Source organism: Goekera deserti (assembly GCF_010685995.1).
GTDB lineage: Bacteria > Actinomycetota > Actinomycetes > Mycobacteriales > Geodermatophilaceae > Goekera > Goekera deserti.
This window is the reverse complement of record NZ_JAAGWK010000034.1, coordinates 23,492-40,909: the sequence shown is the minus strand read 5'-3', so window position 1 is coordinate 40,909 and position 17,418 is coordinate 23,492. Positions and strand designations below refer to the sequence as shown.

Here is a 17,418-nt window from a genome sequence, read left to right as displayed (position 1 = left end):
TGTGCGCCCGCCGTGCGTGCCGGTGTGCTGGGCAGGGCAGGGTGGGTGGCATGCACACACGCACACTGGGCAGCCAGGGACTCACCGTGTCGGCGCAGGGGCTGGGCTGCATGGGGATGAGCCAGTTCTACGGCGCCTTCGACGACGCCGAGTCCACCGCCACCCTGCACCGCGCCCTCGACCTGGGTGTCACGTTCCTGGACACCGCCGACGTCTACGGCCCGTTCACCAACGAGCGGCTGGTCGGCGCCGCCGTCGCCGCGCGCCGCGGGGAGGTGCAGCTGGCCACCAAGTTCGGCAACGAGCTCGGCGAGGACGGCACCCGCACCGGCCGGCAGAACGGCAGCCCGGAGTACGTGCGCCGCTCGGTGGACGGCTCGCTGCAGCGGCTCGGCGTCGACGTGATCGACCTGTACTACCAGCACCGGGTCGACCCGGCCGTGCCCACCGAGGAGACGTTCGGGGCGCTGGGGGAGCTGGTCGCCGAGGGCAAGCTCCGGTACGTCGGGATCAGCGAGGCGTCGGCGGCGACGATCCGGCGGGCGCACTCCGCGCACCCGCTGAGCGCCGTCCAGACCGAGTACTCGCTGTTCACCCGGGACGTCGAGGACAACGGCGTGCTGGCCACGGTGCGCGAGCTCGGCATCGGGTTCGTGCCGTACTCGCCGCTGGGCCGCGGGTTCCTGTCCGGGCGGATCCGCTCGGTCGAGGACTTCGCACCGGACGACTGGCGCCGCTCCTCTCCGCGCTTCCAGGGGGAGGACTTCGGGCGGAACCTGGACGTGCTGGACCGCGTGGTGGCCATCGCCGAGGGCAAGGGCGTCACGCCCAGCCAGCTCGCACTGGCCTGGGTGCTGGCCCAGGGGCCGGACGTGGTGCCGATCCCGGGCACCCGGCGGACGGCCAACCTGGAGGAGAACGTGGCGGCCCTGGACGTCGAGCTGACCCCGGCGGACCTGGCCGCGCTGGAGGAGGCCGCCCCGGTCGGCGTCGCGGCCGGCGACCGCTACAACGAGCAGGGCATGAGCTCCCTGCACCGCTGAGCAGCCAGCTGACCGCGGCCGTCACGAGCAGGGGATGAGCTGCCTGCCCCGGTGAGCAGTCGGGAGCTCGCAGCGGTCAGGTGACGGCGACCGAGATCCGGTCCCGGCCGTCCCGCTTGGCGGTGTAGAGGGCGTCGTCGGCGAGCGCGACGGCGGCGGCCGGGCCGTGTGCGGCCATCCAGCTGCCGCTGACGCTGACCACGCCGATGCTGCAGTTCACCCGCAGCTCGGTGCTGCCGACCAGCGGCCGCAGGGCGGCGACGGCCTGCCGCATCCGCTCGGCGACGACGTGGGCGTCGTCCGGGCCGGTGTCCGGGAGCAGGACGAGGAACTCCTCGCCGCCCCAGCGGGCCACCAGGTCCGAGGTGCGCTGGGCGCTGCCGACCAGGGCGGCGGCGATCTCCCGCAGGCACAGGTCGCCGGCGGGGTGGCCGTACCGGTCGTTGACGGACTTGAAGTGGTCGACGTCGACCAGCAGCAGGGACAGCTGGTCGCCGTCGCGCCGGGTGCGGGCCCACTCCTCGTGCAGCTGCCGGTCGACGTGCAGCCGGTTGGCGACGCCGGTGAGCGCGTCGGTCTCGCTGAGCTGCTGCAGCTGGGCGGCCCGGTCGCTGAGCTCGGCCCCGCGGGACTGGCTGGTCCAGTAGTCCCGGTAGACGTGCTCGGAGGCCCGCAGCACGTACACGGCGAAGACCAGGATGAGCAGCGTCATCAGCAGGTCCGCGGCGTGCAGGCCGACCACCAGGACCAGCGTGTACGGCCCCAGCACGGTCAGCGGCATGCCCAGCCGGATCACCGGGTCGATCGCGAACACCATGGTGGCGGTGGCGCAGACGATGCCGGCCACCAGCACCAGGGCGGCGTGCGCAGCCGCCGCCGGCTCCCACCGCAGTGCGAAGGAGGTCACCACGCTCAGGGTGAGGCCGTTGAGCAGCGGCATCACCGCGTGTGCCTGGCGGGCCCGCACCGGGTCGCGGGCGATCATGGCCGGGAAGGACAGGTGCACGACCAGCCGCACGGAGGCGATGGCCACCATGACCGCCGTCGCACTCCAGGCCAGCGCCGGTGTCTGGTCGAACAGGTCGAAGCTGACCGCGATGCCGAGCCAGCAGAACAGGTAGACGAGCACCCCGCTGGCGCCGCGGCGGTCCAGCTCGTAGAGGGCCTCGCTGCCCAGGTCGTCCCGCCAGCCGTGGCGGCGGACCGGGACCGGTGGCGAGGTGCTCGACGGCACGTCGAGCACCCGGGGGAGCGGGTCACTGCCGCCACCACCGGTCCTCGCCACGTCGTGCAGGGTCACCCTGGTGGTGTCGGCGCCCGGGCAGCGCAGTTGAGCGGGCCGGGTGGGAGGGCACCCCTTCGGGCGAGGTGGCTCAGTCGTCGTCGCCGTGGAACGGCACCCGGGCCCACACGTGCTCGCGGGTGCCGCTGGTCATCCAGCTGTGCGCGGTGGCCAGCGCCGCGGTGAGCTGCAGGCCGAGCCCACCGAGGGCCGGTTCCCGGCCCCCGGCCCGGGCCGGGGGCTGGTCGCCGGCCCCGCCGCTGACGTCGAGCAGCCAGTCGGTGACGGTGATGCTGGTGCGCACCGGCGGCCCCCCGTGGCGCAGCGCGTCGGAGGTGAGCTCCTCGACGGCCAGCAGGAGCGCGTCGCCGGCGGCGGAGTCCGCCGACGGGTCCGGGGGTGGCTGTCCAGGCGCTGCCGGATGGCGGCGCGCCGTGGTGCACGTGGACGACGTCGTCCCGGCCGGTCGCCACGCCCCGCCGGGCCGCCGGGGCGGGGCGGGCACGCCGCGCGACGTCGTCGGTGCAGGGGCGGCGCCAGCCGGTCCCGCAGCTCGTCGCAGAGCTGCTGCACCGGCAGGTGCGGGCCACCCAGGCGACAGGCGTCGAGGAGGTACCGGCCGGGCAGCTCCTCCCGGGGGTCACTGTGGCTCCACCGCGGGCTCACCGCGGGCTCACCGTGAGGTCTGGATGGTGTCCCGGTCCGGTGGGGTTGCTGCCGGGGCGGCGTGCTGCCGCAGTCGCGCGTTGCTCAGCTGCGGCAGGACGGCGAGCCCCACCACTGCCAGGGCGACCGCTGCGCCGGCGAGGACCCCGACGACGCCGACCGTGTGCGCGGCCAGCCCGCCGAGCGCGGCACCCAGCGGGGTGATCCCCCAGGTGGCGAAACGGTAGGCGCTGCTCACCCGGCCCTGCAGTGCGCCGGGCACCACCGACTGCCGGTAGGTCACGGTGACCACGTTGAAGGCGAAGGCGGCCGCACCGATCACCGCGAGGAAGCCCACGGCGGCCGCCAGGTGCCGGGTCAGCGCCAGGCCCGCCGTGCCCACCACGGTCAGCGCCACGGTGCCGGCGATCACCACGCCGTCCCCGAGTCGGCGACTCAGCCACGGTGCGGCGGCGGCGCCGAGGAGCCCGCCGGCACCCACCCCGGTGAGCAGCACCCCGTAGGCCGACGCGCCCACGTCGAGCACCTCCAGGGCGTACAGCACCAGGATGCCGAGGTAGGCGTTCTCGATCAGGTTCCAGCAGGCCAGCAGGACGACCAGCCAGCGCAGCTGCCGGTGCGACCACAGCCAGCGCAGACCCTCGCCGATGTCGGCGGTCAGCCGGGTGCGGGACGCGCCCGCGGCGCGGCCGGCGATGCGGGTGCCGATGGTGGCCAGCAGCGCCGCCGAGCCCAGGAAGGACGCGGCGTTGAGCAGGAACGGCAGTCCGTCGGCCACGCTGAACAGCCAGCTGCCCAGGGGTGGACCGACGAACATCCCGGCCAGCACGGTGCCGGCGTACACCCGGCTGTTGGCCCGGCCCAGCAGTGGTGCCGGGACGACCGAGGGCAGCGCCGCCTGCGAGGCGCTGTCGAACAGGGTGAGCAGGGAGGTGGCCACGAAGGCGGTCAGGCACAGCGTCCAGATCCGTGCGCCGCCGGCGATCACGACCACGGCCAGGACCAGCTGGACGACCGCGGCGGCGACGTCGCAGAGCCACATGGTGCGGCGCCTGTCCCAGCGGTCGGCGAGCGCTCCGCTGTGCAGGGCCAGCAGCACCCACGGCAGCCCGGAGAAGACGCTGACCAGCGCGACCTGCCGGGGGTCCCGGGTGAGCTGCGCGGCGAGCAGTGGCATCGCGGCGCCGACGAGGCCACTGCCCAGCCGGGACACCACACCGGCCGACCACAGCCGCCAGAAGTCCGATGGCAGCTGGCCCCTCGGTGCTGCCGTCGATGCGCTCGTCCCGGTCATGCGGCTCCCTCCACGGCGGGTGTGGGGGCAGTGTGCCGGTCGATGCGGGCAACCGCCGCGGGCGAGGGGACGGGGAGGGCGCCGGTGACCCGACCCGTCCGGGTCGCGCCTGACCTGTCGACACATGCCCGTGTCGACATGTCGCCTCGTCGCTCCGGCGACAGCTCCGCGTGCCACGCCGTGTGGACCTCGGGCGCGGAGGGCCCTCGCCCGCCGCCGGGTGGGTGGGGCAGGCTGGCGGGATGCGCGCAGCGTGGCTCCGACGACAGGCCACCCCGGTCAGGAGGCTCACCGTGTCCGGGTGGCCGTCGTGATCGTCTGGCTCGACGGGGCCTTCGGTGCCGGGAAGACCACGGTGGCCGACGAGCTGCACCGACGGCTGCCCGACGCGATGCCCTTCGACCCCGAGCTCGTCGGGTACGTGCTCCACCGCTCCGTACCGCGCGCACCCAGCGGGGACTTCCAGGACCTCCCGCTCTGGCGCGCACTGGTGGCCGAGTTCGCCCTCGGGCTGCGGCGGGAGTACGGCCGCCCGCTGGTCGTGCCCATGACGCTGGTCGACCCGGTGGTGCGCGAGGACGTGTTCGGCCGGTTGCAGGCGGCGGGGGAGCACCTGCTGCACGTGTTCCTCGACGTCGACGCCGAGGAGCTGCGCCGGCGGGTGCAGGCCCAGGTGGTCGTGGCCCACGACGCGGCTGCCGACGCGTCCGCCCGCGCCTTCCGGCTGGCCGCGGTCGACCGGTGCGTCGCGGCCCGCGCACACGTCCCGGCCGGCACCCTCGTGCTCGACGGGCGGCTGCCGACGGCCGAGCTCGCCGACCGCGTGCTGGCCGTGCTCGGCTGAGCCCTGGAGCGTGCCCGAGCGGGCGTGGCGGTCGGCTCGAGCGGTCTGCGCCAACATGCCGGGGACAGTGGCATCCTGCTCCGACATCCTCGTTCGTGCTGGTCCAGGCGTTGCTCGATCGTCCGTTCGAAGGCGACACGCGCACCGCACTGGGCCACACGAGCACGAGCCAGCGGGCCGACGTCGCCGACCTCCTGCTGCGCAGCGGTGGGGGTCGTCTGGTCGACCGGCCACGGATCGCTCTCCTCGACGCGCTGGGCCACCACGTGCCGTACCCGCTGGGACCACGTCCGACCGCGACCTCGTGGGCTTCTGCGTCCACCACCACCGGGGCGAGCACCAGGCGCCCGGCTGGTCCTACGAGCTCCTGGACGACGGGACGCTGGTCGTGACCACGCCCAGCGGCCTCGCCGCCTCGACCTCACCGTCCCAGCTGGGTATCGGGACCGGGGACGCCGCGCGAGCTCCGGACAGCGACCCAGGACCCGTCCCGTTCTGATGTGCGGGGTCCGACGGCGACCGCGTCCGCGGCCGCGGTCCTGGCCCTGGCCGGGAGGGGCACCGCGGCCTGGTCAACCCACTCCCGGCAGCAGGTCGGCCGGCAGCAGCGAGTACATCGCGACGTCGACCCGCTCGCCCCGCAGCAGCATCCGGGAGCGCAGCACCCCCTCCCGCCGGAACCCGGCCCGCTCGGCCACCCGGCACGACCCGGTGTTCGCCGGCTCCGCCACCAGCTCCACCCGCACCGCGCCGCGCTCGGTGAGCAGCCACCGGGACAGCACCCGCAGCGCCTCGCTGGTGACGCCGCGTCCACGCGCGGCGGGCACGGTCCAGTAGCCGACCGCGCCCAGCCCGTCCACCAGGTGGTGCAGGCCCATGCTGCCCAGCAGCCCGCCTGCTCCCTCGACCGCGAACAGCGCACCGCCCTCGGCCCACGTCTGCCGCGCCAGCGGTCCGACGAAGAAGGCGGCGTCCTCGTGCCGGTAGGGCACCGGCACCGTCGTCCACCGCTGGATCTCCGGGTCCTGGCAGGCCGCCGCCACCGCGTCGGCGTCGTCGTCGCGCCAGGGCCGCAGTCTCAGGCCGGCGCCGCGGAGCGTCGGCTGGTCGCCGGCCGGGAGTGGATCCACGTCGGCCAGTCAACGGGGCGGCCGTCCGGCCGGCAACGGGGTTCCCGGCGGCGCACGGCCGGGCCCGTTGCGGCGACCACCCCGGCCGGCCACCATGGCCGCGTGGGGCCACCACCGGACAGCGTCCTCACCGCCTTCGGACTCACCGGGCCGGCGACCCGCCTCCCCGGCGGGCAGGGCACGACGTACGCGGTCGACGGCGCCGTGCTGAAGCCGGCGGGCTCCGCGGTCGCCGCCGAGTGGACCGCCGACGTGACCGCGGCACTCGAACCGGACGGCTTCCGCGTCGCGACGCCCCTGGGCAGCCCCGGGCACCGGGTGGTCGAGGGCTGGACAGCGTGGTCGGCACTCCCCGGCGAGCACCGCAGGGGCAGCACGCCGTGGCCGGAGGCGCTGCGCACCGCCGCCCGGTTCACCGCCGCGCTGGCCCGGGTCGACCGGCCACTGCCACCGGCACCCGACAGCGTGTTCAGCGTCGCCGACCGGATGGCCTGGGGCGAGGAGGACCCGGTCCAGGGCGGTCCCGGACACGCGGTCCGCCAGCTGCTGCAGGAGCTCCGCACGCCGGTGCGCGCGCCCGCCCAGCTGGTGCACGGCGACCTGGCCCACAACCTGCTCTGGCACGACCACCTGCCCCCCGGGGTCATCGACCTCAGCCCGTACCGCCGTCCTGCCGGGTACTGCGCCGCGGTCGTCGTCGTGGACGCCGTGCTGTGGTCCGGTGCGCGCGCCGACCTGGTCGGGCACGTCGCCGACGTGCCCGAGATCGCCCAGCTGGTCGTCCGGGCACTGCTGTTCCGCCTGACGATCGGCGAGCTGATGCTCCGGGACCCCGGCCGCTGGCCACGCGGCCGGGAGTCCGACGTCCGGGCCGACCTCGACCGCGCCCGGCCGCTGGTCGACCGGGTCGCGCGTCAGCGTCCGACCGGGTCCTGACCGGCCGGGCCCCTGGTGCGAGCGGGGAGGTCCTTGGTCAGGTGCACCAGTTCCACGCCCGGCCGGAGCTGCTCCCGGTGCCGCTCCCGGTACCCGCACCGCTCGTACAGCCTCAGGTTGGCCGTGCTCCGCGCGCCGGTGAACAGCGCGGCCCGCGGCAGCGTCGTCGTCGCCTCCGCCGCCTGCAGCAGGACCGTGCCCAGACCGCTGCCCTGCTGGTCGGGCGCGACCACCAACCGACCGACGTGCAGCACCCCGGCGGACTCCCGCGCCCGCACCGCGGCCACCAGCCGGCCGGCCGCGCGGACCCCCAGGCACACGCACGCGGCCACCTCGGCGCGCAGCTCCGGCAGGGTCTGGGTCAGCGCGGGCAGGTGCGCGTCGTCGTACAGCTGGGCCTCGGTGACGTAGGCGGCCCGCTGCAGGGTCAGCAGTTCGCCCGCGTCGTCACCGGTCAGCGACAGGGTCACCGGCGCAGGCGTCGACGGGGTCGCCGGACGGGTCACCGGCGCAGCAGGTCGGTGGCCAGCCTGCGCAGCACCCCCAGCCCGTCCGGGGACAGCAGCGACTCCAGGTGGAACTGCACCGAGGCGAACCCCGGCCCGCGCAGCGCGTGCACCTCACCGGTGCCCGGTTCCGCCGCCACCCGCACCCCCGGCCGCACCCCACCGGACGGCGGCAGCACCGCGGCGAAGGTGTTGTAGAAGCCCATCCGCACCCGGTCGCCGAACAGGTCCACCGACCGCTGCGTGCCCTGGTGCGGCGCCGCGAGCGGCTCGACCGGCAGACCCAGCTGCGTAGCGAGCACCTGGTGGCTCAGGCACACCGCGAGCAGCGGCGTACCGGCGGCCAGGCACCCGGCCACCAGCTCGTGCAGCGCGGCGATCCGCGGCTCACCCAGGTCACGCGGGTCACCCGGTCCCGGCCCGGCGACCACCAGCTCGTGTCCCGCGGCACCGCCCGGCTCGTCCCACCGCCGCACGGTCGCGGTCATCCCCAGCCGGCGCAGCAGGTGCGCCAGCATCTCCGTCCACCCGTCCTCGGCGTCCACCACCAGGGCGCTGCGACCGGCCAGACCGTCGGCCGGGCGGTCGTGCTGCGGCCGCAACCAGAAGTCGGCCAGGGCCTCGTTGCGCCGGGCCAGCGCCTCGGCCACCCCCGGGTGCTCGGCCAGCCGCGGCGCGTCCCCGGCGGGCGCCGCCGGCACCACCCCCAGGGCCCGCAGCACCCCGGCCGCCTTCGCCCGCGTCTCGGCCGCCTCCGCCCGCGGGTCCGAGTGCCGCACCAGCGTCGCGCCCACCGGCACCCGCACCTCACCGGACGGCGACAGGTACGCCGTCCGGATGAGGATCGGGGCGTCCAGGGTCTGCCGGCCGGCGTCGTCCCGGCCGATCAGCGCCAGGACCCCGCCGTAGTGGCCGCGCCCGGTCGGCTCGTACCGGGTGATCACCCGCATCGCGTTCTCCACCGGCGAACCGGTGACCGTCGGGGCGAACATCGTCTCCCGCAGCACCTCGCGCACGTCCAGCTCGGTCTGCCCGCGCAGCAGGTACTCGGTGTGCGCCAGCGCGCCCATCTGCTTGAGCATCGGTCCCTCGACCCGGCCGCCCTGCCGGCAGACCCGGCTCATCATCTTGAGCTCCTCGTCCACCACCATGAACAGCTCCTCGGTCTCCTTCGTGTCGGCCAGGAACGCCAGCAGGCCCGCACCCGTGGGCCCGGACGCCGGGAACCGGTACGTGCCGCTGATCGGGTTCATCACCACCTCACCGCCCGCGCTGCTCACGTGCCGCTCCGGCGTGGCGCCCACCATCGTGAGGTCCCCGGCGGAGAACGCGAACGACCAGTACGCCCCCGGCTCCCCGGTCAGCAGCCGGCGCAGCACCCGCAGCGCGGTCACCGCCGGGGGAGCGGTGGCGGTGCTGACGTGGTCGCGCCGGATCACGAAGTCCGCCCCGGCGCCCCGGCCGATCTCCTCCTCCACGACCCGCCCCACCAGGTCGGCGTAGCTGTCGTCGTCGACGTCGAAGCCGCCGCCGTGCACGCCCACCGGCTCGTCGGGCATCAGCGCCAGCGCCTCGGCCAGGGTCAGCACCTCGCTGTCGCGCACCACCAGGCAGCGCAGCGGGGCGCCGTCGTCGTGGCAGGCGAAGCCGCGCTCGGCCACCTGCCGGTGCGGCACGGCGGCCAGCACGGGGCCGTCCGGTCCGGGCTCCGGGACGTCGGCGAGCCGGTCGGCGTCGACGACGTCACCGGTCAGCACCTCCACGCCGGGCCCGCCCGCCCGGTGCAGGACGGCGAACGGACGGCTGCCGGGAGCGGTCAGCAGGTCGTGCAGCAGATGGGCCACGAGGTCCTCCAGGGGAGTCGACCGTCGTCCGGGTCGACCCGCGGGAGAACGCGGACGGCCGCCTCGAACGAGGCGGCCGCAGGGGTGGTGGGGTGTGCGGGTGGGCGCCTCAGTCGGCGCGCCACCAGGTCAGCTGGGCTGTGTGCACGCGGCGACTGTAGGGCACCGCCCCCGCACCCGCCAGCCTCAGCCGGCCGTGTCGGTGGCCAGCCGGCTCAGCAGCTCGGCGTTCGGCTCCACGGTCAGCACCGAGTCGAAGTACAGCTGCTGCGACTCGTCCTCGGTCAGGTCGACGACGGCGCCCGCCTGCACCACGCCCAGGGCCTGGTAGACGCCGGTGGTGGCCAGCTGGTCGGTGCCGTCGTCGTCGGCGCCGAAGTGCAGGCGCAGCAGCAGGTCGCCGTCGACCACCGACAGCAGCTCGGTGGAGACCAGGTTCACCGCCTCGCCCGCGGTGTCCGCCGGCGGCAGCGGCGCCAGCCCGAGTGCCTCGGCGATCTTGCCGGCGGGGGAGTCGGCGTTCAGCACGTACACCGTCCCGTCACCGAAGGTCGCCATCGCGTTGACCCGCAGCCCCCGGGCCCCGGCGGGCAGGGCCGCGGCCAGGGCGGCCACCGCGTCGTCCTTCTGCTGCTCCAGGGCGGCGGCCTCCTCCGGGCGGCCCACGGCGTCCCCGACCTGGCGCAGGTTGGCCCGCCAGTCGATGAAGCTGGTGGCGATGGTGGGCGCCAGCGCGGTGTAGTCCGGGTAGGTGTCCTCGGTGGCGAAGCCCTCCTGCACCAGCAGCAGGTCCGGCTGCCACACGGCGAGCCGCTCGAAGTCGGTCTCGGCGTCCAGCGGGTAGGTGTCCACGCCGGCGGCCAGGTCGCGCACCCACGGCCGCAGCGGGTCGTTGCGCTGGCCGAAGCCGACCGGGGTGACGCCGAGGGCCAGCAGCGAGCACAGCTCCCCGCCGTCGGTCGCGCACACCACCCGCTGCGGCGCCGCCTGGACCTCCGTCGTCCCCAGCTCGTGGTCGACGTCGCGCGGGAAGCCGTCGCCGCCGGCCGGTGCGGCGTTGCCCGCCGGTGCGGGGTCCGCGTCGCCGCAGGCGGCGAGGGCGGCGGCTGCGGTCGCGGCGGTGACCGAGACCAGGAACGAGCGGCGGGACAGCACGGGGCCTCCGGGGGATGGCGCGGCCTGGGGCCGCGTCGGGACGGCTGGGCCGGAGCGGCCCGCCGATGATCACCGGGAGGTTAGGGCAGGCTTGCCTCCATCGGCAAGCGACGTCCTCAGGTCGGGCGCGAGGCCGGCGTCCGGGTGATCCCGCGGCCGGCCAGTTCGGCACGGATCCGCTCGGCCCGGCGCCGGTGTTCCTGGGCGCGCTCGCCGAGCACCCGGGCCAGCGGGTCGCTGGGGGCGCGGGCTGCGCGCATCTCCAGCACCGACGCCGTCTCCTGGTGCACCGCCATCTGCCGCAGCTGCTCCAGCAGGGCCCGGTCGGCCTCGACGCCGCGCGTGCGGACGGGGGTGGCGGGCCGGGTCCGCTCCGAGGTCACAGCGCAGATGGTGATCCACCCGGTACCGCCGTGCCAGTCGATCTTGGGGTGCACGACGATGGTCCGGCCCGACCGCCGAGGAGGACCCGTGCACCCACTGGACCACGCCGCCTGGACCTCGCTCACCGGCCCGCACGCCGGCTTCGCGGTCGGCTCGGGCACAGCCCGCCGCTACCGCCCCGACGTGTCGCCGTTCGTGGCGGTCAGCCCGGACGAGATCGGCCCGCAGGGGGTCTCGCCCGCCGGCTGGCGTGACCTGGTGGCGCTGCTGGAGCCGGCGGAGACGGTCGTGCTGTTCAGCTGGGTCCCGGTGGCCGACCGGCTACCGGCCGGGCTGGAGGTCGCCGCTGCGCTCCCGGGCCTGCAGATGACGGCTCCTCCGCAGCAGGCCGACCGCGCCGACCCCGACGCCGTCGAGCTGGGGTCGGGCGACGTCGACGACATGCTCGACCTGGTCGCCCGCACCGAGCCCGGGCCGTTCCTGCCCCGGACGCGCCTGCTGGGCCGCTACCTGGGCGTGCGCATCGACGGCCGGCTGGTGGCGATGGCCGGGGAGCGCATGCACCCGCCCGGGTGGACCGAGATCAGCGCGGTCTGCACCGACCCCGCGGCCCGCGGCCGCGGTCTGGCCGCGCGGCTGGTGGGGAGCGTCGCCGCCGGCATCCGGGCGCGGGGCGAGCGGCCGCTGTTGCACGTCAGCGCCGCCAACACCCCGGCGGTGCGGCTCTACGAGCACCTGGGCTTCCAGCGACGCGGCGCCGGCACCTTCACGGCGCTGCGCCGCACCGGGGGCTGAGAGGCGCAGGAATGCCCGGGGCCGGCAAAGTGGTTGACTCGACACCTACTTCCGGACGGCGCACCCCGCCCGCCCGGTCAGCACCTGGAGGAACCATGCACCTCGGCGTCGACAGCTTCGTCTCGGCGGTGACCGACCCCGGGTCGGGACGCCTCATCGGGCCCGAGGAGCGGATGGAGCACCTGCTGGAGGAGATCGCCGTGGCCGACCGGGCCGGCGTGTACTCCTTCGGCATCGGGGAGCACCACCGCAGCGAGTACTACGACTCCGCGCCCGCGGTGATCCTCGCCGCCGCCGCGGCCCGCACCTCGCGCATCCGGCTGGGCAGCGCGGTCACCGTGCTCAGCGCCGCCGACCCGGTCCGGGTGTTCCAGGAGTTCGCCACCCTGGACCTCATCTCCCAGGGCCGCATCGACCTCGTCGTCGGGCGCGGGTCGTTCACCGAGTCCTTCCCGCTGTTCGGCCTGGAGCTCGCCGACTACGACGAGCTGTTCGCCGAGAAGCTCGAGCTGCTGCTGAAGATCCGCGACGAGCCGCACGTGACCTGGTCCGGGCGGCACCGCCCGGCGCTCACCGGCCAGGGCGTCTACCCCCGGCCGCTGCAGGAGCGGCTGCCGATCTGGGTCGGCGTCGGCGGCACCCCGCAGTCCTTCGTCCGCGCCGGGCTGCTCGGGCTGCCCCTGATGGTGGCGATCATCGGCGGTGAGCCGCGCCGGTTCGCGCCCCTGATCGACCTGTACCGCCGGGCCGGCGCCGAGGCCGGGCACCCGGCCGAGCAGCTGCAGGTCGGGCTGCACGTGTTCGGGTTCGTCGCCGACAGCACCCAGCAGGCGGCCGACGCGATGTACCCCGGGTGGGCCGAGATGTTCACCAAGATCTCTCGGGAGCGGGGCTTCGCCGCCCCGGACCGCCGGCAGTTCGACGCCACCAGCGGCACCCACGGCGCCTTCTTCATCGGCGACCCGGAGACGGTGGCCGCCAAGGCGCTGCGGGTGTCCGCCGACCTCGGCGGGGTGGACCGGATCGCCCTGCAGATGACCAACCCGCGGCTCGGTCACGCCGAGCTGCTGCACAGCATCGAGCTGCTGGGCACCGAGGTGGTCCCGCGGGTCGCCGCCGGCTGACCGCCGCGAGGGACGGCGGCACGGACGGGCTGCCGGGCGCCGAGGTCGTTCCGCCGGTCGGCGCCGGCCGACAGCTGCGGGAAACGGCTGGACGGATGGTCGGTCGCGGCGGGACTGTCGTACCCCGGGGGCAGGGTGCCGATCGTGAGGGTGGTCCCTGACCCCGGCGACCCTCACCCCACCCACCCCCCGTCCACCGCAGGAGACGCGATGACCGAGCCCCCGCAGGCCAGCCGGCTCGACGCGCCCGTCCTGCCGCCCACCGACCAGCCGCCGGCACGCACCGGTGCCCGCGCGCGGGCGCTCGCCCCCTTCGCCAGCGGCCCCTACCGGCGGCTGGCGGTCGCGCTGGTGCTCACCACGTTCAGCTCCGGGGTGTGGGTGGTCGGGCTGGTCTGGGAGGTCATCCGCACCGGCGGCGGTCCGGCCCAGCTGTCCCTGGTCACCACCGCGGGTGCGGTCGGCGTGCTGGTCCCCGCGCTGCTGGGTGGCGTGGTGGCCGACCGGGTGCCGCAGAAGCTCATCCTGCTGGCCGTCGCCGGCGTGCAGTCCGCCGCGATGGCCCTGGCCGCGGTGCTGTCGCTGGCCGGGGTGGGCACGATCGCCCACCTCCCGGTGATCACCTTCGTCGTCGGCGTGTCGATGGCGTTCTACTACCCGGCGTACTCGGCGTGGCTGCCCGCGCTGGTCGACGAGTCCGACCTGCTGGCGGTCAACGGCTTCGAGGGCATGGTGCGGCCCACCATCGGGCAGGCCGTCGGCCCGGGCGTCGCCGGTGCCGTGGTGGGCGCGGTGTCCGCCGGCGGCGCGCTCACGGTGGCCGCGGCGTCCATGGCCGCCGGTCTGCTGGTGCTCACCACCATGCCGCGCACCCCGGTGCGCCGCGAGCCCGGCGCGGCCGGCGAGCGGTCGGTGGCCTCGGCGCTGTCCGACGTGCGCGAGGGCGTCGTCTACATGGTGCGCACCCCGTGGCTGCTGGCCACGCTGCTGTTCGCCGCGCTGATGATCCTGGCGATGATGGGGCCGTTCGAGGTGCTCGTGCCCTTCCTGATCACCGACCGGCTGGGCGGCGGCCCGGGCGACCACGCACTCGTCATGGCCGCCTTCGGCATCGGCGGTGCCCTCGGGGCGCTGTCGGTCGCCTCGATGCGGATGCCCCGCCGCTACCTCACCGTGATGAACCTCGGCTGGGGCCTGGGCTGCCTGCCGTTCGTGGTCATGGGCACCGCCACCGAGCTGTGGGTGGTCGCGGTGTGCGCCGCGGTGCTCGGGGCGATGTTCAGCTTCCCCATGGTCATCTGGGGCACGCTGCTGCAGCGCCGCGTGCCACCGCACCTGCTGGGCCGGGTCGCCTCGCTGGACTTCTTCGTCTCGATCAGCCTGATGCCGGTGTCGATGGCGCTGGCCGGCCCGGTGTCCGAGGCGGTGGGCCTGCGCACCACGTTCCTGGTCGCCGGCATCGTGCCGCCGGTCGTCGCGGTCGTCGCCACGCTGTGGGCCAGGCTGCCGCAGGACGAGATCGCCCACCCGCTGCGCGACGACTGAGCCGGGGGCCCCGGCGGCTCCACCCCCGGGTCGGGTCAGTCGCTCGTGAGCTGGCGCAGCTTGCGGAACGCGCTGCCGTGGAACACCAGCGGCTCCACCCCCGGCACGGCGTGCAGGGCGTGCACCCGCAGCACGACGATGTCGTGGTCCCCGGCGGTGACCTGGTCCTGCACCGAGCAGTCCAGCCAGGCCGAGGAGTCGCCCACGAACACCGAGCCCGCCTCGGTCACCTCGGTGGTGACGCCCTCGAAGCGGTTGCCCGTCCTGGCGGCGAGCGTGCGCGCGGCCCGGTCGTGCGACTCACCGAGCACGCTCACCCCGATCCGGGCCAGCCCGGCCAGTCGGGGCCACGTGGTGGAGGTGTGCTGCACGCAGAACGCCACCAGCGGCGGCTCGATCGACACCGCCACGAAGGAGCTGGCCGCCATGCCCACCGGCTCGCCGTCGACCAGCGCGCAGAGCGCGACGACGCCGCTGGGGAACGCCGCGTAGGCCTCCCGCAGCACCTTCTGGTCCAGCACGTCGATCACCGGGCCACCCCGGTGACCGCGGTGACCGTCGGCGCCCAGCGCTCGGCGAACGCCGCCAGCTCCGGGCCCTCCGCGTAGGCCTTGTCGCGCAGGTACAGCCCGGGCGTGGGGCAGGTGGCGCCCAGCTCCACCAGCACCGGCTTGAGCAGCAGGTCCGGCGCCATCGCGTGCGCCGGGCCCGCGCCCAGCATCAGCGGCACCGCCACCACGCCGGCCAGCCCCTCGGCGGTGGCGAACTGGTCCAGGAACAGCTTGAGCACCCCGGTGTAGCTGGCCTTGTACGTGGGGCTGGCCACCACGACCAGCGAGGACGCCGACACCGTCGCCACCGCCGCCTCCACGCCCGCGTCCCCCCAGCCGAGCAGGCCCGGGCCGAGGGTGATCACGTCGACGCTCGCGTCGGCCGGGCGCCCGCAGAGCGCCTCGGCGAGCAGCCGGGCGGCGTCCAGGGTGCGCGAGTCGGGCTTGGGGTTGCCGGCGACGACGGTGACCGTCATGGGAGCTCCCTCTGTGGGGCGGGTGGGTCGAGCTGAGCCAACACCATGCGCCGGAGCAGGCCCGGTGCCGCACCCCGTGAGATGCAGCACCGGGCGGGCGTCAGTCGCCGACGGTGGGCAGGAAGCCCGGGGCCCGGCGGGCCTGGGTCGCCGACTCGAAGGACGCCGCCAGGTCGAGCAGGTCGGCGTCGGCCCACTGGCCGCCGATGAACGAGATGCCCACCGGCAGGGCGTTGCGCGGCCCGGAGAACCCGGCCGGGACCGCGACGCTGGGGTAGCCGGCGACGGCGGCCGGGGTGGAGGTGCTGTAGACGAACGCGTCGGCCTCGCCGTCCACCGACTGGTACCTCGTCACCCACGCCGGGGTGTTGGTCAGCCCGACCACGGCGTCCAGGTCGTCCTCGGTGCCGGGGCCCTGGGCCAGCGCCTCGTCGATCGAGGCCCGGGCGAGCCGGCGGATCTCCTCGCGCTGGGCGGTGGCGTCCGGGGCGGTCTGGGCCCGCCGGAACAGCTCGTCGCCGAAGTAGGCGAGCTCCACCGGGTCGGTGGCGTCGGCGGCGACCACGCCGGCGAGGTCCGCGGGCACGTCGCCGTCGGTGCCGGCCAGGTAGGCGCCCAGGTCGCGGTCGAACTCGGCCAGCAGCGACGGGGTCTCACCGGCGCCGATCTGCTCGCCGTAGGCCAGGGTGAGCGGCACCGCGGTGGCACCTGCGGCCTCGATCTGCTGCACGGCTGCGGCGAACACCGCCTCGGTGGCGTCGTCGACGGCCGTGGACTGCTCCGGGCTCAGCGCCCAGACGCCGATCCGGGAGCCGGCGAGGGCGTCGGTGTCCAGGTCGGTGAAGGCCGAGTCCAGGTCGGCCGGGGCGGTCCCGGTGGCGGCGTCGGCGGGGTCGGCGCCGGAGACGACCTCCAGCAGGATGGCGGCGTCGATCGCGTGCCGGGCCATCGGGCCGGCGGTGTCCTGCTCGGCCGAGATCGGCACGATGCCGGTGCGGCTGACCATGCCCAGGGTCGGCTTGACCCCGACGATGCCGTTGGCGCCGGCCGGGCAGACGATCGAGCCGTCGGTCTCGGTGCCGATGGCCACCTGGGCCAGCGAGGCGGCCACGCCCACCGCCGAGCCGGAGGAGGAGCCGCACGGGTTGCGGTCCAGCACGTAGGGGTTCGCGGTCTGCCCGCCCACCCCGCTCCAGCCGCTGGTGGAGTCGTCGCCGCGGAAGTTGGCCCACTCGGAGAGGTTCGCCTTGCCGATCACGATGGCGCCGGCCTCGCGCAGCTCCGTGGTGATCGTGGCGTCGTCGGGCCGGTTGCCGAGCAGGGCCCGGGAACCGGCGGTGGTGGGCAGGTCGGCGGTGTCCACGTTGTCCTTGAGCAGCACCGGGATGCCCTCCAGGGCGCTGCGCGCCCCGTCGCCCTCCCGCACCCGGTCGCTGGCCTCGGCCTCGGCGATCGCGTCCGGGTTCACCGCCAGCACCGCGCCGAGGTCGCCGTCCAGGTCGTCGATCCGGTCCAGGTAGGCCTGGGTCAGCTCCACCGAGGTGAGGGCTCCGGCGTCCATCCGGTCCTGCAGCACCGGGATGGTCAGGGCGTCGAGGTCCAGGCCGTTCAGCTCGACGGTGTCCTCCGAGCCGGCCTCGGCCACGTCGGTGGTGCCGCCGGCCGAGCAGGCGGAGAGGGCGAGGACGGAGACGGCGACGGCGGTGACGACGGACGTCGTCCGGCGGCGGGATCGGGACGGGGTCGCGCGCATGCAGGGGCCTCCGTGGCTGGGGTGGGGCGGCGAGTCGTTCGCCAGGCTAAGCGTCCGCCATGGCCCTGCCCAGGGGTGCCTGGTTGCCCG

At 75.5% G+C, this 17,418-nt stretch carries 18 protein-coding genes; 7 read left to right on the top strand and 11 right to left on the bottom strand.

What is annotated here, in order from left to right:
- The first annotated feature begins 50 nt into the window (after positions 1–50).
- Entirely contained in the window at positions 51–1,043 is a 993-nt protein-coding gene (locus G1H19_RS20585) for an aldo/keto reductase (RefSeq protein WP_152727733.1), read from the top strand.
- Between the two features lie 76 nt (positions 1,044–1,119).
- On the opposite strand, the gene G1H19_RS24750 is transcribed toward G1H19_RS20585, so the two are convergent.
- The 3 genes from G1H19_RS24750 to G1H19_RS20570 all read right to left on the bottom strand — a co-directional run bounded on the left by G1H19_RS24750 (position 1,120) and on the right by G1H19_RS20570 (position 4,285).
- Positions 1,120–2,328, bottom strand: coding sequence for a GGDEF domain-containing protein (locus tag G1H19_RS24750; protein WP_163638867.1), 1,209 nt, complete (start codon positions 2,326–2,328; stop codon positions 1,120–1,122).
- An 88-nt stretch (positions 2,329–2,416) separates the two neighbouring features.
- Positions 2,417–2,830, bottom strand: coding sequence for an ATP-binding protein (locus G1H19_RS20575; protein WP_152727735.1), 414 nt, complete (start codon positions 2,828–2,830; stop codon positions 2,417–2,419).
- Between the two features lie 168 nt (positions 2,831–2,998).
- Positions 2,999–4,285 (bottom strand): MFS transporter, encoded by a 1,287-nt coding sequence (locus G1H19_RS20570; RefSeq protein ID WP_162392209.1) that lies wholly within the window; start codon positions 4,283–4,285, stop codon positions 2,999–3,001.
- Positions 4,286–4,586: 301 nt separating this feature from the next.
- Between G1H19_RS20570 and G1H19_RS20565 the strand changes: the two genes are divergently transcribed.
- Together G1H19_RS20565 and G1H19_RS20560 are read left to right on the top strand one after the other, a co-directional pair.
- A complete protein-coding gene (locus G1H19_RS20565; protein WP_202925726.1) occupies positions 4,587–5,129 on the top strand; it encodes an AAA family ATPase in 543 nt (180 codons plus the stop codon).
- 304 nt (positions 5,130–5,433) lie between these two features.
- Positions 5,434–5,628, top strand: coding sequence for a hypothetical protein (locus tag G1H19_RS20560; RefSeq protein WP_152727738.1), 195 nt, complete (start codon positions 5,434–5,436; stop codon positions 5,626–5,628).
- 73 nt (positions 5,629–5,701) lie between these two features.
- Here G1H19_RS20560 and G1H19_RS20555 read toward each other — a convergent pair whose 3' ends face one another.
- Positions 5,702–6,259 (bottom strand): GNAT family N-acetyltransferase, encoded by a 558-nt coding sequence (locus G1H19_RS20555; protein WP_162392208.1) that lies wholly within the window; start codon positions 6,257–6,259, stop codon positions 5,702–5,704.
- Between the two features lie 102 nt (positions 6,260–6,361).
- Between G1H19_RS20555 and G1H19_RS20550 the strand changes: the two genes are divergently transcribed.
- A complete protein-coding gene (locus tag G1H19_RS20550; protein ID WP_152727740.1) occupies positions 6,362–7,195 on the top strand; it encodes a hypothetical protein in 834 nt (277 codons plus the stop codon).
- On the opposite strand, the gene G1H19_RS23635 is transcribed toward G1H19_RS20550, so the two are convergent.
- From G1H19_RS23635 to G1H19_RS20530, 4 genes are all read right to left on the bottom strand, one after another.
- A complete protein-coding gene (locus G1H19_RS23635; protein ID WP_202925725.1) occupies positions 7,174–7,701 on the bottom strand; it encodes a GNAT family N-acetyltransferase in 528 nt (175 codons plus the stop codon). The genes G1H19_RS20550 and G1H19_RS23635 overlap by 22 nt on opposite strands.
- On the bottom strand, positions 7,698–9,545 hold the full coding sequence (locus G1H19_RS20540; protein WP_162392207.1) for an anthranilate synthase family protein: 1,848 nt from the start codon (positions 9,543–9,545) through the stop codon (positions 7,698–7,700). Before G1H19_RS20540 ends, G1H19_RS23635 begins: the two co-directional genes overlap by 4 nt.
- Before the next feature lie 186 nt (positions 9,546–9,731).
- On the bottom strand, positions 9,732–10,700 hold the full coding sequence (locus G1H19_RS20535; protein WP_152727741.1) for an ABC transporter substrate-binding protein: 969 nt from the start codon (positions 10,698–10,700) through the stop codon (positions 9,732–9,734).
- 116 nt (positions 10,701–10,816) lie between these two features.
- Complete coding sequence (locus tag G1H19_RS20530) at positions 10,817–11,083, bottom strand: hypothetical protein (RefSeq protein WP_152727742.1); 267 nt, start codon at positions 11,081–11,083, stop codon at positions 10,817–10,819.
- 88 nt (positions 11,084–11,171) lie between these two features.
- Here G1H19_RS20530 and G1H19_RS20525 point away from each other — a divergent pair, with 88 nt between their 5' ends.
- From G1H19_RS20525 to G1H19_RS20515, 3 genes are all read left to right on the top strand, one after another.
- Entirely contained in the window at positions 11,172–11,879 is a 708-nt protein-coding gene (locus G1H19_RS20525) for a GNAT family N-acetyltransferase (protein WP_217269555.1), read from the top strand.
- 95 nt (positions 11,880–11,974) lie between these two features.
- Positions 11,975–13,003 (top strand): Atu2307/SP_0267 family LLM class monooxygenase, encoded by a 1,029-nt coding sequence (locus tag G1H19_RS20520; RefSeq protein WP_152727744.1) that lies wholly within the window; start codon positions 11,975–11,977, stop codon positions 13,001–13,003.
- A 210-nt stretch (positions 13,004–13,213) separates the two neighbouring features.
- Positions 13,214–14,548 carry an MFS transporter gene (locus G1H19_RS20515; protein ID WP_152727745.1) on the top strand — a complete coding sequence of 445 codons (1,335 nt, stop codon included), beginning with the start codon at positions 13,214–13,216 and terminating at the stop codon, positions 14,546–14,548.
- Between the two features lie 35 nt (positions 14,549–14,583).
- On the opposite strand, the gene G1H19_RS20510 is transcribed toward G1H19_RS20515, so the two are convergent.
- The 3 genes from G1H19_RS20510 to G1H19_RS20500 all read right to left on the bottom strand — a co-directional run bounded on the left by G1H19_RS20510 (position 14,584) and on the right by G1H19_RS20500 (position 17,328).
- Complete coding sequence (locus G1H19_RS20510; protein ID WP_202925724.1) at positions 14,584–15,078, bottom strand: flavin reductase family protein; 495 nt, start codon at positions 15,076–15,078, stop codon at positions 14,584–14,586.
- Positions 15,075–15,575 carry an NADPH-dependent FMN reductase gene (locus G1H19_RS20505; RefSeq protein WP_152727746.1) on the bottom strand — a complete coding sequence of 167 codons (501 nt, stop codon included), beginning with the start codon at positions 15,573–15,575 and terminating at the stop codon, positions 15,075–15,077. Before G1H19_RS20505 ends, G1H19_RS20510 begins: the two co-directional genes overlap by 4 nt.
- Positions 15,576–15,675: 100 nt before the next feature.
- Positions 15,676–17,328 carry an amidase family protein gene (locus tag G1H19_RS20500; RefSeq protein ID WP_152727747.1) on the bottom strand — a complete coding sequence of 551 codons (1,653 nt, stop codon included), beginning with the start codon at positions 17,326–17,328 and terminating at the stop codon, positions 15,676–15,678.
- Positions 17,329–17,418 lie beyond the last annotated feature (90 nt).

Coding starts and splice junctions, on each gene's coding strand:
- G1H19_RS20515 (WP_152727745.1), top strand. CDS start 13,214: ATGACCGAGCCCCCGCAGGCCAGCCGGCTCGACGCGCCCGTCCTGCCG.
- G1H19_RS20520 (WP_152727744.1), top strand. CDS start 11,975: ATGCACCTCGGCGTCGACAGCTTCGTCTCGGCGGTGACCGACCCCGGG.
- G1H19_RS20570 (WP_162392209.1), bottom strand. CDS start 4,285: ATGACCGGGACGAGCGCATCGACGGCAGCACCGAGGGGCCAGCTGCCA.
- G1H19_RS20585 (WP_152727733.1), top strand. CDS start 51: ATGCACACACGCACACTGGGCAGCCAGGGACTCACCGTGTCGGCGCAG.
- G1H19_RS20505 (WP_152727746.1), bottom strand. CDS start 15,575: ATGACGGTCACCGTCGTCGCCGGCAACCCCAAGCCCGACTCGCGCACC.
- G1H19_RS20500 (WP_152727747.1), bottom strand. CDS start 17,328: ATGCGCGCGACCCCGTCCCGATCCCGCCGCCGGACGACGTCCGTCGTC.